Source organism: Paenibacillus sp. EB106-06-01-XG199 (assembly GCF_058791575.1).
This window is the reverse complement of sequence record NZ_JBYTDQ010000001.1, coordinates 763148-779421: the sequence shown is the minus strand read 5'-3', so window position 1 is coordinate 779421 and position 16274 is coordinate 763148. Positions and strand designations below refer to the sequence as shown.

General features: G+C 44.0%; 19 protein-coding genes. 11 read left to right on the top strand and 8 right to left on the bottom strand.

Going from position 1 to position 16274, the window contains the following annotated elements; translation table 11 throughout:
• Positions 1-35 precede the first annotated feature (35 nt).
• From AC3WT9_RS03800 to AC3WT9_RS03780, 5 genes are all read left to right on the top strand, one after another.
• Positions 36-1118, top strand: a complete 1083-nt coding sequence (locus tag AC3WT9_RS03800; RefSeq protein WP_342479890.1) for a flavin monoamine oxidase family protein — start codon at positions 36-38, stop codon at positions 1116-1118.
• Positions 1119-1153: 35 nt separating this feature from the next.
• Positions 1154-1813, top strand: coding sequence for a carboxymuconolactone decarboxylase family protein (locus tag AC3WT9_RS03795; RefSeq protein WP_342479891.1), 660 nt, complete (start codon positions 1154-1156; stop codon positions 1811-1813).
• Between the two features lie 91 nt (positions 1814-1904).
• Positions 1905-2675, top strand: coding sequence for an SDR family NAD(P)-dependent oxidoreductase (locus AC3WT9_RS03790; protein WP_492407335.1), 771 nt, complete (start codon positions 1905-1907; stop codon positions 2673-2675).
• A gap of 107 nt (positions 2676-2782) precedes the next feature.
• The gene (locus tag AC3WT9_RS03785; protein ID WP_341378769.1) at positions 2783-3361 is read left to right on the top strand and encodes a TetR/AcrR family transcriptional regulator; all 579 of its coding nucleotides are present in this window, start codon (positions 2783-2785) and stop codon (positions 3359-3361) included.
• Between the two features lie 292 nt (positions 3362-3653).
• On the top strand, positions 3654-3830 hold the full coding sequence (locus AC3WT9_RS03780; RefSeq protein WP_341093495.1) for an SRPBCC family protein: 177 nt from the start codon (positions 3654-3656) through the stop codon (positions 3828-3830).
• Positions 3831-3901: 71 nt separating this feature from the next.
• Here the strand turns inward: AC3WT9_RS03780 and AC3WT9_RS03775 are convergent, their stop codons facing one another.
• The gene (locus AC3WT9_RS03775; RefSeq protein WP_492407334.1) at positions 3902-4318 is read right to left on the bottom strand and encodes a VOC family protein; all 417 of its coding nucleotides are present in this window, start codon (positions 4316-4318) and stop codon (positions 3902-3904) included.
• A gap of 520 nt (positions 4319-4838) precedes the next feature.
• Positions 4839-5327 carry a GNAT family N-acetyltransferase gene (locus tag AC3WT9_RS03770; protein ID WP_341378770.1) on the bottom strand — a complete coding sequence of 163 codons (489 nt, stop codon included), beginning with the start codon at positions 5325-5327 and terminating at the stop codon, positions 4839-4841.
• Positions 5328-5527: 200 nt separating this feature from the next.
• On the opposite strand from AC3WT9_RS03770, the gene AC3WT9_RS03765 reads away from it, so the two are divergent.
• Positions 5528-5767 carry a hypothetical protein gene (locus AC3WT9_RS03765; RefSeq protein ID WP_341378771.1) on the top strand — a complete coding sequence of 80 codons (240 nt, stop codon included), beginning with the start codon at positions 5528-5530 and terminating at the stop codon, positions 5765-5767.
• 13 nt (positions 5768-5780) lie between these two features.
• Positions 5781-5924, top strand: coding sequence for a hypothetical protein (locus AC3WT9_RS03760; protein WP_341093509.1), 144 nt, complete (start codon positions 5781-5783; stop codon positions 5922-5924).
• 415 nt (positions 5925-6339) lie between these two features.
• Here the strand turns inward: AC3WT9_RS03760 and AC3WT9_RS03755 are convergent, their stop codons facing one another.
• Positions 6340-6687, bottom strand: a complete 348-nt coding sequence (locus tag AC3WT9_RS03755; RefSeq protein WP_036684125.1) for a RidA family protein — start codon at positions 6685-6687, stop codon at positions 6340-6342.
• Between the two features lie 225 nt (positions 6688-6912).
• Here AC3WT9_RS03755 and AC3WT9_RS03750 point away from each other — a divergent pair, with 225 nt between their 5' ends.
• A complete protein-coding gene (locus AC3WT9_RS03750; protein ID WP_341378772.1) occupies positions 6913-7770 on the top strand; it encodes a DNA cytosine methyltransferase in 858 nt (285 codons plus the stop codon).
• 98 nt (positions 7771-7868) lie between these two features.
• On the opposite strand, the gene AC3WT9_RS03745 is transcribed toward AC3WT9_RS03750, so the two are convergent.
• Positions 7869-8099, bottom strand: a complete 231-nt coding sequence (locus tag AC3WT9_RS03745; protein WP_492407333.1) for a hypothetical protein — start codon at positions 8097-8099, stop codon at positions 7869-7871.
• 95 nt (positions 8100-8194) lie between these two features.
• Here AC3WT9_RS03745 and AC3WT9_RS03740 point away from each other — a divergent pair, with 95 nt between their 5' ends.
• Together AC3WT9_RS03740 and AC3WT9_RS03735 are read left to right on the top strand one after the other, a co-directional pair.
• Positions 8195-8365: a hypothetical protein gene (locus AC3WT9_RS03740; protein WP_341093508.1), complete on the top strand. Its 171-nt coding sequence runs from the start codon at positions 8195-8197 to the stop codon at positions 8363-8365.
• 95 nt (positions 8366-8460) lie between these two features.
• Positions 8461-8604: a hypothetical protein gene (locus AC3WT9_RS03735; RefSeq protein WP_341378774.1), complete on the top strand. Its 144-nt coding sequence runs from the start codon at positions 8461-8463 to the stop codon at positions 8602-8604.
• Between the two features lie 42 nt (positions 8605-8646).
• Here the strand turns inward: AC3WT9_RS03735 and AC3WT9_RS03730 are convergent, their stop codons facing one another.
• The 4 genes from AC3WT9_RS03730 to cls all read right to left on the bottom strand — a co-directional run bounded on the left by AC3WT9_RS03730 (position 8647) and on the right by cls (position 12642).
• Positions 8647-8895: a DUF3951 domain-containing protein gene (locus tag AC3WT9_RS03730; protein ID WP_341093512.1), complete on the bottom strand. Its 249-nt coding sequence runs from the start codon at positions 8893-8895 to the stop codon at positions 8647-8649.
• Between the two features lie 728 nt (positions 8896-9623).
• Entirely contained in the window at positions 9624-9788 is a 165-nt protein-coding gene (locus AC3WT9_RS03725) for a DUF1657 domain-containing protein (RefSeq protein WP_341097685.1), read from the bottom strand.
• Positions 9789-9832: 44 nt separating this feature from the next.
• Positions 9833-10378, bottom strand: coding sequence for a class I SAM-dependent methyltransferase (locus tag AC3WT9_RS03720; protein ID WP_341093516.1), 546 nt, complete (start codon positions 10376-10378; stop codon positions 9833-9835).
• 866 nt (positions 10379-11244) lie between these two features.
• The gene (gene cls, locus AC3WT9_RS03715; protein WP_492407483.1) at positions 11245-12642 is read right to left on the bottom strand and encodes a cardiolipin synthase; all 1398 of its coding nucleotides are present in this window, start codon (positions 12640-12642) and stop codon (positions 11245-11247) included.
• 160 nt (positions 12643-12802) lie between these two features.
• On the opposite strand from cls, the gene AC3WT9_RS03710 reads away from it, so the two are divergent.
• On the top strand, positions 12803-16246 hold the full coding sequence (locus AC3WT9_RS03710) for a BadF/BadG/BcrA/BcrD ATPase family protein (RefSeq protein ID WP_341378777.1): 3444 nt from the start codon (positions 12803-12805) through the stop codon (positions 16244-16246).
• The last annotated feature ends 28 nt before the right edge of the window (positions 16247-16274 follow it).

The following is a 16274-nucleotide window of genomic DNA, read 5'->3' as shown; positions in this document are numbered from 1 at the left end:
GGCTCACCTGAATCAATAAGGAGTGCAAACATAGAATGGATGACTCAGTAATAATAGTTGGTGGGGGTCTAAGTGGACTTAGGGCTGCTTCTTTACTTCATTCACAAGGAATTAAATGTGCGGTTTTGGAAGCTCAGGATCGAATTGGTGGAAGGGTCTTAAGTGTAGAAGTCGAGGATAAACCTGAACTAGGTAAATTTGATCTTGGACCCACATGGTACTGGCCGCGTTATGAGTCAGCCATGAACCGACTGGTCGAAGAACTCGGTTTAGCCACATTTGAGCAGTTTAATGATGGACGCGTTCTGTTAGAACGATCTATAAACGAATTACCAGAACAACATAATTTGTCTTCAGACGCAATGGAGTACTCGCGTAGGTTTATAGGCGGGGCTCAGTCTCTAATTGATGCGTTGGCAGCTACATTACCACCTGATGCAATTCATTTAAATACAAGAGTAATCTCTATTCATCATCAAAACAATGATAGGGTAATGGTTCAAACAAATGCAGGGGATTTTTATGGTAACTCAGTGATAATTGCTTTACCACCACGGGTTGCTGAACAAAATATTACATTTTGGCCTGAACTTCCGGCTAATGTAAAAACCAATTTAATGAATAAACCAACTTGGATGGCTAACCAAGCTAAGGTTATTGCTGTATATGAAAAGCCTTTCTGGCGTGATCATGGTCTATCAGGCTTCGCTTCAAGTTGGGTCGGTCCATTACAGGAGATTCATGATGCTTCACCTTCGCCTGATTCTGGCGCACTGTTTGGCTTTTTTAGCCTTCCTTCAGAAATGCGCCTAAATATGGGGCAGGAACAACTCCTTGAGCTTGTTGTGGAACAATTAACGCGGCTATTCGGTCCTTTTTCAAAGAATACAAAGGCGATTTTATATAAAGATTGGTCTACTGACACTAATATAGCTGTTAACGAGGATGCGGCTCCGCTTCAATATTTCCCGAATTATGGACCAATACTTGATGGAGATCGAGTACAACATATCTATTTTGCTGGGACCGAGACAGCTTACGGACAAGGTGGACATCTTGAAGGAGCCCTTCAGTCAGCTGAAAGAGTTGCTAGTGAGGTAATTAAACAACTCAGCTAAATATTATAAAAAACATATGATAGGAGAATATAAAGATGAGCAAAGACAACTTGTACAAAAAATCATATATAAACAGGCTAGGGGAATTTGGTAATTTGTCTGGCGTAGCTTTTCGGGCATTTGTGAACTTCGATCAAAAGGCTTTAGCCCAAGGACTCCTTTCAACTAAATTAAAGGAATTAATTGCTGTTGCAGTAGCTCACGTTACAGGTTGTCCGTACTGTATTGAAATCCATGTCAATAAAATAAAACCAGAATCTTCAAAAGAAGAAATGGCTGAGGCTATTATGGTTGCTACCGCATTAAAAGCGGGGTCTGCAATGGCTCACGGGGTAAATGCTCTTAACGCTTATGATAGTAATGCTAGTAATGATGAACTGTATAATGCTTCTTACTTTGATCGAATCAATGAGTATGCTAATCTAGCCGGTGATGCTTTTAAAGCTTTCATCAATTTTGATGTGCAGGCAATGAAAGCTGGGATGCTTAGTGTAAAGGAAAAAGAACTGATAGCGATCGCGATTGCACACGTTACGGGATGTCCATACTGTATTCAAGCTCACGTAAAAGCAGCTAAAAAGGCCCAAGTGTCCAAAGAAGAAATGGCTGAGGCAATTATGGTGGCAACAGCATTAAAGGCGGGATCTGCGATGGCACATGGTGTGAATGCTTTGAATGCATATGATGAATCTTGATAATAAATTTGCAGGTATTTAAAGTCTTAATGTATAAAAACAAAATCAAATCGACTAACTACCTATTAGTAGATAAAGGAGATGCACAAAAATGAAATTTGAAAACAAAACTGTAATTGTAACTGGCGGAGGAACAGGGATTGGAAAGACAACAGCACAACGTTTTTTTGAAGAGGGAGCCAATGTCGTAATCAATGGCCGGCGCGAGGATGTTCTCAAGCAAGCTGCTCTGGAAATTGATCCTTCGGGCAAGAAGGTTATTGCTGTAGCCGGCGACATCAGCTTGCAGGAAACATCGAGAAAACTTGTACAAGCTGCTGTAGAAGCTTTCGGAGGAGTCGACATACTGGTGAACAACACTGGGAAATTTAATCCGACACCGTTTCTTGAACATACAGCAGAGGATTTGCAATCGTACCTGGATACCATTGTTAAAGGAACATTCTATCCTTCTCAAGCAGTTATTCCGGAAATGAAAAAAAGAGGTGGAGGAGCAATTGTTAATACTGGCTCCATGTGGGCAATACAAGCGGTAGAAGCCACTCCATCGGCTGCATATTCGGCAGCTATGGCAGGAAGACACGCATTGACAAGAAACTTAGCGGTGGAGTTAGCTGGAGACCAGATCCGAGTAAACGCAGTGGCACCTGCAGTCGTTGAAACACCGATCTATAATACGTTCATGACTGAGGAGCAAGTAGCAGAAGTATTGCCTAGCTTTAATGCCTTCCATCCCATCGGTCGAAATGGTACAACAATGGATGTAGCAGAGGCCATCTTGTTTCTAGCCAGTGATTCGGCTTCTTGGATCACCGGTATAGTAATGCCTTTGGATGGCGGTGTTACTGCTCGTCTTCGATAATAATCTTTGAATGGGCTGATCACGTTAGGTGGTCAGCCTTTTCTATAAAACTAAGAGGGGATGGAGGGAATCTTGACAGTATATTTACTGGATGGTAGATTTCAATTATGAATAATAAGAAAAATACTTTACAAGATATTATGGATACAGGCCTTACCCTGGTTCAAGAACGGGGCTATAACGGGTTTAGTTACGCTGACATCGCTGAAGCCATAGGAATTCGTAAGGCGAGCATTCATTATCATTTTCCAACTAAAAAGGACCTTGTCCAAGCTGTACTGATTCGTTACCGTAGAGAGTTCATAGATAAACTTCAACGAATCCATGAAGATGATAATAGTTGGAAAAAAAAGCTAAAATCATTTTTTGATTTATACCGAGAGACACTAGAAAATAATACTAAACTTTGTTTGTGTTCAATGATGGCTGCTGAGCTGAATTCTTTTCCTGACGAAATACGTAACGAGTTAAATATATTTTTTGATGCCAATACGAGTTGGATCGAGAAGGTACTAAGTCACGGAAAATCAGATGGCGAATTCAATTTTTCAAATGAGCCTTTGGAGCAAGCGAAAACACTTATTGCTTTCGTACAAGGTGCCCAACTAATGTCTAGAACTTCAGGTCAAATCGGCTATTATGATTCACTTGTCTTAAGCTACATGCGGATTTTGTCTAATGAATAATGTTCTCTTGTTTTCTAATCGGGTAGGAGCTATCCACTAATTGAGAGGCCGTCTTTTCACACCACTGTACTACGGTTCGTATACGGCGGTTCAACCGCATAAGTGCAATTACGTAGACGCTCGCACTGCGCAGGAAAAAGTATAATAACCTGCCTTTGTGAGCTTATTGTTTGAAAGGAGCCCGATAGTACTGGGCTTCCGGTGAAGTACCAACCCCAGACTGGCGTTCCCCCTGTTAAGTCTGCTATCCGAGTATTCCCAGCAGACTCAAGATCTTACGATCTGCATATATTTGAGTTCATCAGGTTACAGACCGGTAGGCGAGCAAGATATTGCTTTTGTCGATCAAGGGAATGAGACGACGGTCGTTGAAACGTTCGACGCGGAGAGCTCCAATCCCGTCGAGTTGCAGCAAGCAGGCTGGCAAGCAATCATGGACAATTTCAAAGCCTATACCGAACAAAACTAATCATCGCGAAGAAGACGCCGGGGAAGATTTCCCGGCGTTCTTCTTTTTAACCCTATTACGCTCCGTTAGCCTTAACTTTGTGCCGCATCCATGTTCATGTAGTTAATAGCCCACAGATGACCGTCCAAGTCCACGAAGCCCCAATGATACATGAACCCATGATCTTCAGGTTCAGCGTGTATTTCCCCCCCCAAGAAGAGCGCGGTATTCACGATTTCATCGACCTTTTCCCGGCTCTCGAAGGCCAATGCGATCGTCATCTGCGCATATTTTCTTGTATCGACGGATTCCTTCTCCGTGAGCGTATTAAAGAATGTTTGATTGATCAGCATGACCAGCAGGTTGTCGCCGATCACGATGGCTACCGAATTCTCATTCTCAGGGAATTGCGGGTTGATCTCGAATCCGAGTCCGGTGAAGAACGCTTTCGATTGTTCTACGTTTTTTACAGGCAGGTTGAAGCTCGTGAATGCGGACGTTAATGCCATTTTCAATACACCTCTTCGTCAAATTAGTTTGTGTTCATTTATGCCTTCGTTTATATAGACGACAGCCGATCCGGGAATTCATCGGTCTCATGGATTCGGTCGTGGGGAGTTTGAGTTTAGGATATTAGCGCATTACATATAACTGGAGCTACACTCCAACGTTTTACTAGTTAGAGTGCAGCTCCATGAAAATGAGTGTTTTCAATTACTCTAAGATAGGAAGATCTGCGGTATTCATCGGAACTGGTTCAGTACATACTGGTTTTCCCGCCATAGCTGCATGGTCAAAACCGCCAGTCTTTTCAGGAGCATATGGCCAATCCAACCATTCACCTTGCTTGTCTGCAGGTATGATAGGTAAGGTGATGGAAGATGGATGTGCAGCATCGTGATAGATGGTTTGGTCAGCAATCACATAGTCCTTTAAAAAACCAACAGCTGTCTTGAACTGATAAAAAAAGTCCTAGACTACTGTTGGGTCAATTAGTACAAAGGCTATCTAAACCGGTTACTCCCAATATTATTGACTGATTAAGTCTAACTCGAAAATAAGTGAATCTCTATCAGGATAATCATATTGAATTGCCAAATCGCCTTTAGTAATTTCTTTAAATCCAACTTTTTTGTAAAAGCTGTGTGACCTAGTTGCTTTGGATGGAGTATCCAAAATCACCTTAGAAAACCGATGTTTCTGCGCAAAATCAAGCATAGCTTCGTAAAGGCCTGTTCCTATCGCAAGCTCTTTGCCGCGGTAATCTTTATAAACAAAAAATTTCTTTAGTACAGCAATATCGTCAGTTTTCTTTTGCAACCCGATTGAGCCTACAACATCACCGTTATCGTTTAAAGCTACCCAAAATTTACCTCCATCTTTAACATAGTTCGATTGAATATCTAGTATATCTGGTTGCTCTTCAACACTAATCCCTACACCATATTCATCATTTTGTACATGCAATATTAGTTTAATGACTTCTTCTTTATATCTATCAGTATAAAACGTAATCATTTTATTAACTCCTTTATGTGTATTTTTTTAAGAATACTACTTTTTTATTTGTAATGGAACGTTAGCTTAATGCTCCCGACAGTCTAGTGCTTTATTTCCTTAGACTAATATTTCTTCTTTTGACAAAAGTGATTCCGCTAGATGATGCGCAGTTCGAAGACACTGGCGGTAGATGCATATAGCGAAGGAGTGAATGAATCATGAATATCAGTTTGGAGTTGGAAGACAAATTAACAAGAGTTGTGGTTTGCTTGCGCTTTGAACAATGTACTGAAGTGAATATCACAGAGCACATTGTCACTCGACAGCTTAGCGAAGGCGGTTTTTGTATAGACAATACTTACTTTAAATTGTACGCAGGTCAAATAGGACAAGTAAAAAACTATTATGTTGAGAATGGCTTTGGAGCTGAAACGTTTATTATTGGTTCAAAATCGTAGAGGTGAAGAACTATTGATTAATAGAATAAAATCAGATGTTGAAGCGCAATTGACAAAAGCAATTATGTTTAAAGAGCGTGTATCAGATACAAAGAAAAATTATATTAGCGAAGTCGATAGAACACCTTGGGGTGAAGATAAGTATTCCCATATGTAACTGAATGTATGAAAATACTGAACAATAGACGAATACTGTGACGAAGGGAAGAAAGATTATGGAATGTAGAAACTGTGGTTCAGATCGTATGGATTGGACTCACTTAGAATGTACTGATTGCGGAGCGAATGAATCGAATGGATATGATCCATCAGCCAGTAGATTAGGGATTTGTATTGTTTGCGAAGAAGAAAAATTAATAAACACAGATGAAATTTGTAATCATTGTTTCGTTTTTGAAAGTGTCACGAAGTCAGAAAAAGTCTAATCAACAGCACAAAAGCACGTTATTACTGAAGCTTAGACGCAAACTGTGCAGTAATGGGGGGCGTTGCCAAATATATAATCGACGGCAGCTGTGAACAAGATAATAAAGTCCTAGACTGCCGCTGTTTAATTAAACTAACGTTTCTCGTTAGTTCAATCCTTTGTATGCTATTCCGTCAATCATCATAAGACAATCAGAGTCAAAAAACTCTGTCGTAGATGTCATTCTAGCAGGGAATTTATCCTTTTCAAAATACTCACAAAAAACCTGTTCCATTTCAGGTAAGTCCTTAATGTACTTTAGGTATACATTCACCTTAACAACATTATCCAGTGGTACATCAAGTTGATTAAGAGTCTCTTTTAAGTGAGAGAAAGTATTGTGAATCTGTTCTGTAAAGCTCTGTCCAAAACCCCGATGTAATCCGAGAAACACATAGTCACCAGCCGCAACAGCAGATGAATAACTAAATGGTGTTGAAATTCGATTTATCATATACATGAGCCTCCTATGTATTAAGTTCCATATTATATTTTAGAACATACGTTTTTAAATGTAAATATTTACTTTTTGTTGGCTCTCCACGCAATCCTGCCGTTAGCTTAATGGGACGCGCATCAGTCTAGTACTTTATTTTTACAAAAATGGTTCCGCTAGATAATGCACAGTACGAAGACACTGGCGGTAGACGCATACGATTCACCAAGGAGGAGGATTACATTGATTACAGCTAAGAGCTATTTCAGCGGAGCTGGCGGCATGGATTTGGGAATGATTGAGGCCGGGATTGAGGTCATTGAATCATATGAAATTGACCGTGCTGCCTGCGACACGCTGCGGACAAACTTCGGCCATACAGTGAACGAAAGCGACATCACACAGATTACGGTGCTGGACCAGCAGGACGCTGATGTTTATATCGGGACATTCCCCTGCACGAAATACAGCGCTATTGCCGATATTCACGGGACCCGAACGGGTGATGATTTATTCCTTCACTTCTTCCGGCATGTGGCGCTGGCCCAGCCTGAAGCCTATGTCATTGAAAATGTTCCAGGGATGAAGAAGTTTCAGGTTGTAATGGAATGCATGACGAAACTGCCGAACTATTATGTTCGAGTGGAGTGTCTAGTTAACGCGAATATGTGGCTGCCGCAGGAACGTAAGCGGCTGATAGTTATCGGAACCAAGAAGCCGTTCGACACGCTGCGATACCCGGAAGGGTCGCCGCTCTCCATGCGGGAAGTTATTGACGTTGGGGCAGAGGTATACACTCCGGATTACGTGCAGAAACGGCTGGACGGTAGTTACCGGGACAAACCGATTGTAACGGGGCTGGATGGTAAAGCACCGACATGTGTAGCCCATTATGCTAAAGACCGTTCTACACGCTTGGTTGATGATGGTAAAAGCGTCCGGCCGTATTCGGTTCGAGAATATGCGCGACTCCAAGGATTCCCGGACTGGTTCCGGTTTGCTGGGACTGACAATGACGCTTATCGACAGATCGGCAACGCCGTTGCTGTTCCGATGGGCAGATGGGTGGGGCAAGAGCTTCAGCGATACTTTACTGCGTAGTCCGATGTTACCGAGCTGTTGACGAATTTAGCGCAGGAAGGAAGGTGCGGAACGGAATGGGCTATGGAATGAAGATGTATCACAAATCAAGAAATTTATCAAGTTACTGGATCATATCCAGGATAAAAAAGTTTATCTGTAAATTGATCGGTCATAAGGTTGTTAACAAAAAGGGCAATTGGCATAGCTATTGCCTGCGCTGTGGTAAAAACAAGGTTTGGGGAGAAAAACAAGCTGTTTCCCTCTGAAGAAAAAGCTGTACCAGCAACTTCTAGTGATGAATTGTCAAAAGAAGATGAAATGAAACTAGCATTCATGATGGAAGGCATGGAGCGTCGATCCATAGTGAATTTAATAGAAAATAATTGATGCGCAGTACGAAGACACTGGCGGTAGATGCATATAGCGAAGGAGTGAATGAATCATGAATATCAGTTTGGAGTTGGAAGACAAATTAACAAGAGTTGTGGTTTGCTTGCGCTTTGAACAATGTATTGAAGTGAATATCACAGAGCACATTGTCACTCGACAGTTTAGCGAAGGCGGTTTTTGTATAGACAATACTTACTTTAAATTGTACACGCAGGTCAAATAGGACAAGTAAAAAACCATTATGTTGAGAATGGCTTTGGAGCTGAAACGTTTATTATTGGTTCAAAAGAAGATGATATTCGTAGAGGTGAAGAACTATTGATTAATAGAATAAAATCAGATGTTGAAGCGCAATTGACAAAAGCAATTATGTTTAAAGAGCATGTATCAGATACAAAGAAAAATTATATTAGCGAAGTCGATAGAACACCTTGGGGTGAAGATAAGTATTCCCATATGTAACTGAATGTATGAAAATACTGAACAATAGATGCATATTGCGCATTAGGGAAGAGAAGGTCGTTTTGATAACGAAATGATGTTTTTGTCCTTATCATCACCATGATCCGCATTTTCTTCTATCTCTTTTTTCTCATCGTGAAACTCAACAAGAGAATAGGCCGTTATGTAGTCAAATGGAGTGTAATTATTACTTGGTAATTTTCTTGTGAGTAATATTTTTACAATGATGATTCCTAATAAGAGATTAACAATGCCGAATGCTCCAACCAATATTAATTGTACCAAGTTCATTGGTTACACCGCCTTTGTTAGATTTTATAATTTAATGTTAATTTTTTCAACTTATATGATTGCCGAGTGCTATTCATTCGACCGAGATTTAATATCTCCAAACGCCATTCGTGAAACATTAACCCATTTGATCAATGAGTTTATTCGTATTGAAAAAACGTTAAGCGGACTAGAGTACCAACAAAGTTCATCATCTGTACGTGGTCAGATTAATTTGATTACATCGTTCATACGGGAGGAAATTGCTCCAAACGAGAGTTATTATGAGCATCTAAAAAACTTAGTCAATACATATTCCTTGCAGGGAGTATGGCGGGTAGAGGATCTGAAGGTTCAAAAACATCAGGCAGAGCGATCCATGAAAAAACGAAATTCGTAAAGAATAGTAGACGCAAACTGCTCACTAGCGATTTCCAAAAGAGCTCGTTTTGATGGACCCAATATAATAACCAACAGCTGTCTTAAACTGAAAAATAAAGTCCTAGACTACTGTTGGTTTATCGAACAAGCGTTTCCCATTACTTCAAAAGATCTTGATAATTGGGGGGAAGTCATTCTTATTTGGTCCTCTAAGATGTTCGAATTTTGCCGACAGAGTTCTTTATGTTTTTTATCATATTCCAAATACGAAATTGAATTTATCAGATGGCCGACCGGTCTTCCAGAGTCAGGTCGCCATTCTTTTTGGTTCATGGCAGCAAAAACAAGCATCGCTTGCATGGTGACCCTCACCCTTTATATTGAGGCTCTTCGTTTTCTAATTGTTGGACACGACCTTCCACTTGTTGCACGATGGAATGGTTTTGCTGCGCGGCATTCGTGAAAAGGGTTTTGGCTTCTTGATTTTGGGTTGCCAATGCAAATTGTTCGAGACTTGCTTGAGCGCTTTTCAGCGAAGCGACGCATGTTTATACTTCAGACGCGACTGTCATAGAAATCACCTCCTTACAGGGGGACTGGAAATCTCGGCCGAATAACTTACGTATTCGAGTTCGTCTTTCAGCATGGCGGAAAAAAAGATTTCATTGTAAACGAAGCATTTGGTGAATTTTTTCAATATTCGGCATTCAAACTGTTCGGCTTGAAATAAGCTCATATAGCTGTCCTCGTTTCGTATATATTCACCGTCATCGTACCACTGCATAAACCGGTTATTCCACTTTGTACGATCGCATAGATAGGGCTCCATCACAATAACTTTCCCGCCCGGTTTCAAGACCCGTTTGAATTCAAGCAAATAGTCTTTGATTTGGTCGTCCGTTATATGGTGAAGAACCGCAACGATGAAAATGTAATCGAACGTTTCATTATGCACGGAAATCCGTTTACCGTCAAAAATCATAAAGCTATGGCCAGGGTAAAGACGTTTAGCAAGCGTAACCCGACTAACATCCGGTTCGATGCCAAGATAAAAGCCGGGTTTGCATATAGAGCAATTTGCCCCGGTGCCAGAACCAAAATCGAGAATGAGTTTATTATCCAAACAGACATGGCCTTCGATGTGGTCATGGATATATTTTTTCGTAAACCATCGCGGTCGGACAAACCAGTGGTACATTCGTGGGGAAAGAGGCATGATCGTTCATTGCACCGCCTTTTTTAACGCTAATTTAACTCATTACCGGCATAATAATGCAAGGGAAAAATTGTTAATCTATCCGAAAGCTGCACGATCCTTCCAGTTTGTAATCCAATATGCTTTCAGCAAGCGGTGATCATGGACGGCAGGATTATGGATGAAAAGGCATGACCTTTTACACAAACCGCTTGCCACTATCGGATTGAACCGAGCCTGGTTAATGAATTGGAGAAATTGGACGTCGCGTCAAAAATGTGTTTCTTAGCTAGGTGGGTACTTACGGACAATTGTTCGTCGATCTGTTTGACGACAGATTAAAGTGCCTCAGTCTGCCACATTGATAAAATGCGAAGCGGATTTGGAGATGTTCGCTCTGTCGACCCCAAAAAAGAGACGAATGAACTGTACGAGCAGAGCGCGAAGGAATTGTAAAGACGTCATTTCGGCAGTAAAACCGGTCTTGCATCGTTTAGAAACGGATTTGATTACAAAAAGGAGGCAGTTAGGCGATATGGAAAAATGAGAACAAGAAAAAGCTGACTCCGGTTCAAAAAGGAATACCAGCAACTAAAAAGAGAACCAGCCAGGCCCATTTTTCAAAACTGCATACGGCTTTTGTCTCCGGCGGGACGATCTGTTTGATTGGGCAAGTCATTCAGGAGATGTTTGGCCATTAGGCCGGTCTTACCGAGAAAGAAGCCAGTAATCCGACCTACCAGCGAAGCTGACACTCGCTGGTTTTACCCCATAGTGGAGGTATTAAAGTGCTGCTAGAAAAATGGAGATAGTAACCGGGCAAAAACCTCTTTCAACTTTTGAAATGTGAACCTTTTTTCGAATTCCGACAGCAGCATTTCATTGCTTACACTAAGATCCCGATAAAAATCTTGCACTAGGCGGTTAACAACCTTCCCGTCAAAAAAGAGTGCATTGAGTTCGAATTGCCCGCAAAAGCTGCGCATATCCATATTTGAGCTGCCTGAGCAAACCAAGTCATCGGAAATAATCACTTTTGCATGGATGAATCCTTTTTGATAGCAATAAAACCGTACGCCCGCCTTCAGCAATTCCTTGACATAAGACAAAGAAGCATAATAAACAAGCTTTTTATCGGGAACGGACGGTATGATGATGCGAACATCGATTCCGCTGACAACTGCTGTTTTCAGGGCCAATAAGACACCGGGATCGGGAACGAAATAAGGCGTCTCAATATAGATCCGCTTCTTTGCTGAAACGATTAAGGAGAAAATAAGCTCCAGGATCGTCTCGTCCGGACCGCTTTTTACGATTTGCACCCATTCCCTCCCTTGACTATCCTGAACGGGGTAATAGGCGGATTCGGTAATGATTTGTTCTTTCACCAGGAACCAATCGATCAAAAAAGTATATTGGATCCACAGCACCGCATCACCTTTAAGGCTGAAATGAGTGTCCCGCCAGTAGCCGAATTTCGAAGCCTTTCCCATGTATTCATCTCCTATATTCAAACCTCCGAAAAAACCGATTTTTCCGTCCACAACCACGATTTTGCGGTGATTACGGTAATTGAGCCGTTTATCGAAGAAGGTCTTCAGCGGAGGAAAAAAACACCCCGTTTCCACGCCGGCATCATGCAGCCGTTTCAAATAGGCTTTTCCCAATCGACGGCTGCCGATGCCGTCATATAAAAACCGCACCTTTATCCCTTCTTGTGCTTTCTGGATCAACAACCGCTCAAATCGTGTACCGAGACGGTCGTCGCGGATAATGTAGAACTCAATATGGATATGGTGCTCGGCCTTGGAAATCGACTCCAACATCGCCTCAAAGGCCTCTTCCCCTTCGGTATAGACCGTCGTTTCATTGCAAGCGGTAATGGGTACGGATGGTATGTTTTTGAGCGATGCATGCATGTTGTTCTCTCGCCAATTAGCTGTCTCGTGCATATTTTTCGTTCTCTGTTTGCAACGAGCAATGAGGCCTGCCTTTAGTTGTGCCCAGTGCTTATTTTTCTTTCGCCGAAGCGTACGGTAGCATGAGTATTCTTTCGCTACAAAATAATAGAAGAGGAAACCGAGCGGCGGAAAGATGAACAAAATGATAAGCCATGCAATCGCTTTGTTCGATTGGCGATATTCAATGATGATTATGGATGCAATTTGGACGATAAATAACAAGAGAACCAATATGATCCAAAGCAATGGTTCGTCTCACCTCCTCACAAGATGCCCGATCGAGCTTCTTCAATATAGCTGGTACATATACGCCGATAAATGTTCTTTGTATAGAGTGACCAATTTATACGCAGGATACTAATTATGATTTTATGGATAAGGAGTAAGATGGGTGGGAAGCAAAACGCAACGATCAGATACTTTAATCATCGGCATTGACGTCGGGTCAACAACCGTCAAAGCAACCGTTGTAGATCCGGCAACCAATGAAATATTGTGGTCGGATTATCAGCGTCACCACACCAAACAGGCGGAAAATGTGCTGGAATTCCTGGTTACGATCGGAAATGAATTTCCAGACGTTAAGCAAGAAAAGATTCGCGTGTTTATGACGGGCTCCGGTAGCGGACCGATTGCCCCGCATATCGGAGCGAAGTTCGTTCAGGAAGTGAATGCCGTTACGATGGCTGTCGAACATCTTCATCCCGACGTGGGGAGCGTCATTGAACTCGGCGGACAGGATGCCAAGATCATCATTTTTAAGGTGAATGAGGAAACGGGGAACAAACAGGCGCTGACATCCATGAACGACAAATGCGCATCCGGCACCGGCGCCACGATCGACAAGTGCATGATTAAAGTGGGAATGCCTATGGAAGAAGTGGGCAAGCTGTACTTCGACGATTCGAAATTGCACCATGTAGCCGCCAAATGCGGCGTGTTTGCCGAAACGGATATTGTCAATCTGGTGAAAAGCGGGATCCCTTCCGCCGAAATCATGTGTTCCTTGGCCGACGCGATCGTCATGCAGAATCTTTCCGTCCTCACTCGTGGAAACACGTTGCGGCATCGCGTTTTGCTGCTTGGAGGACCCAACACTTACCTGCCGTTTCTACAGGAATGTTGGCGGTTGCGCATTCCACAAATGTGGCGGGGCAGGGGATACGAGTATCCCCAAGACATGCCGATCGAGGAACTGATTTTCGTGCCCGACAATTCCCAGTACTACGCCGCCTTCGGAGCCGTCATGTACGGCATGCATGAACCGGTCGGCGTGGGCAATTACAAGGGATTGGAAGATTTGAAACAATTTATCGCTCACGGCCGGAAAGCGAAACTGGGTGAAAACGCCGGCCCGCCGCTGGTAAAAGATGCATCGGAACTGGAACAATTCCGCAGGGCGTATAGCATTCCCCGCTTTACGCCGGCTGCCTTCGCACCCGGGCAAAAGGTGAGGGCGGCGATCGGCCTGGACGGTGGTTCCACATCGTCCAAAGCCGTTGTCGTCGATGAAAGCGGTGAAATTCTGCTAAAGGAATACCAGCTTTCCAAAGGCAATCCGCTCGAGGATACGAGAGAAATGCTGAAACGGATTCGCGACAAGGTGAGGGAACAGGGAGCCGAATTGGAGATCATCGGTTTCGGCGCCACCGGTTATGCGGCTGATGTTCTGGAAAAGACGCTGAAAGCCGACGTCAACATCGTCGAGACGGTTGCTCATATGATGAGCGCCGTAAACGAATTCGGCGATATCGACGTCATTTGCGATGTTGGCGGTCAGGATATTAAAGTGCTCTTTCTGAAAAACGGGGATTTCCGGGATTTCAGGCTGTCCAATCAATGCTCCGCCGGGAACGGGATGCTGCTGCAGGCAATGGCGGACCAGTTCGGCATCCCGATTCAAGAATATGCGGATACCGCGTTCGCGGCGGATCTCTCTCCAAAATATTCATACGGTTGCGCCGTATTTCTCGATGCGGATCGGGTTAATTTTCAGAAGGAGGGGTATTCCAAACAGGAACTGCTGGCCGGGCTCGCCCTCGTCCTGCCGAAAAACGTATGGCAGTATGTCGTGCAGATCCCGCGCATGGCGGAACTGGGCAGCAAATTCGTTCTGCAGGGAGGGACGCAATACAACTTGGCCGCCGTCAAGGCACAAGTGGATTACATTAAACAGCGGGTTCCCGATGCGGAAGTATACGTTCATCCTCACCCGGGAGAAGCGGGAGCGATCGGGGCGGCGAGGGAAACACTGGGTGTGGTGAAACGGCGGGGATATTCCACGTTTTTAGGATTGGAAGCGGCGATAATGCTGAGCTATGTGTCGCGCAACGACGAATCCACGCGATGCAACTTCTGTCCCAACAATTGCAGCCGGACCTTTATCGATTCCGAGACGCCGGACGGACAGACCGCCCGTTACATCTCCGGCTTCAGCTGCGAGAAAGGGACCGTCGAAGACCAGGAAGCCGTTGTCAAACTGAACAGGCATCGGCAGGATCTGAAAAAACATTACCCGAATTTGGTGGAATATGAAGCTCGCCGCATGTACCAGCATTTTTACGAGCCGGAGCCGCTGCCCGAATCCGATCGTCAGGTCCAAGACGTTCGGCTGCAGCGAAACTGGATCGGAATGCGAAAAACGTCGTACCGGCGGGATTTTGCACGTTCCTCCGCTGAAGCGGCAGAGCTCAGAAGCCGCATTCGAATCGGTATTCCGAAGGTGCTTAACATTTGGTCGACGGCGCCATTTTGGCGGACCTACTTCGAAACGCTTGGCATCGACCAGAAAAACATCGTGTTCAGCGACAACACGAGCGAGGAAATGTGGCAGCAAGGCGGCAAATACGGATCGATCGATCCTTGTTATCCGTCGAAGGTCGCCCAAGCGCATGTCCACAATTTATTGTTTAAACATCATGAGAAAAAACCGCTCGATTACATTTTCTTTCCGTGTACCACGCACATTCCGACTCATCTACATAACGTGATGGATTCGGCAAGCTGTCCCATCGTTGCCGGCGCACCTAATGTGATCAAGGCGGCCTTTACGAAAGAAGTCAACTTCTTTGAAACCAAAGGGGTTGCCTATGTCGATCCGGCGGTGACCTTTACGGAACCAAACCTGCTAAAGAAGCAGTTGTTTGAGGCTTTCAGGGAGAATCTATCGATTACGGAGGACGAGAGCGATTTTGCCGCCGATCAGGCTTGGAAGGCGATGGACCTGTTCGATACAGAGATGCAAGAGAAAGGCCATGCGATTCTGGAGCAGGTGGAACAAGATAACCGTCTCGCCATTCTGTTGATCGGCCGCCCCTATCACTCCGATCCGGGCATGAATCACGGCATATTGGAGGAGTTTCAGGTACTGGGTTATCCTGTCTTGTCCATGCGTTCCATCCCCAAGGACGAAGCATGGCTTCACCGCTTTTTTAAGGGCGACCTGCAGAGCGGGCGGGTGGAATATGCGCTCGAAGTGACCGACGTGTGGCCTGAAAACTTCAGTTCCAACAGCGTGCAGAAGGTGTGGGCGGCCAAATTCGCCGTGCGGCACCCGAATGTGGCCGTCCTGGACTTGTCTAGCTTCAAGTGCGGTCATGACGCCCCCACCTACGGGTTGATCGATTCGATCATCTCCACCGCAGGTACTCCGTATTCGGCTTTGCACGATATCGATGCAAACAAACCGAGCGGCTCGATTAAAATCCGCGTCAAGACGTATGCCCATAGCCTGGGGCTTCATGAAGAACGCTTGCAGGATTTGGCCAAGAGAAAGGCGGAATTGCAGCAGCTTATCGAGCAGAAGTGTTCTGAACTGTTGAAAAAAAACATCTGATAATAACCCCACAAATCATATCGAACAA